The following is a 240-nucleotide window of genomic DNA, read 5'->3' as shown; positions in this document are numbered from 1 at the left end:
ACGTGGAGTCGCTCGACGAGGTCGAGTACCTCTTCTGGGTGGGTTGCGCCGGCGCCTTCGAGGACCGCGCGAAGAAGACCACGCAGGCCGTCGCCGAGCTGCTGGACATCGCCGGGGTCGACTTCGCCGTCCTGGGTGACGGCGAGGCCTGCACCGGTGACTCCGCACGCCGCGCCGGCAACGAGGTGCTGTACCAGATGCTGGCGCAGCAGAACGTGGAGATGCTGAACGAGGTGGGGG

General features: G+C 68.8%; 1 protein-coding gene. It reads left to right on the top strand.

The genetic code is table 11. The annotated features are described in order from the left end of the window. Positions 1-240 (top strand): heterodisulfide reductase-related iron-sulfur binding cluster (locus BB427_RS09225; RefSeq protein WP_139119057.1); only part of this gene is annotated, 240 nt, incomplete at both ends.

It is taken from the genome of Pseudoalteromonas sp. BMB (assembly GCF_001709235.1).
In the GTDB taxonomy this organism is placed as follows: domain Bacteria; phylum Pseudomonadota; class Gammaproteobacteria; order Enterobacterales; family Alteromonadaceae; genus Pseudoalteromonas; species Pseudoalteromonas maricaloris.
This window is presented reverse-complemented; position numbering and strand designations above follow the sequence as displayed.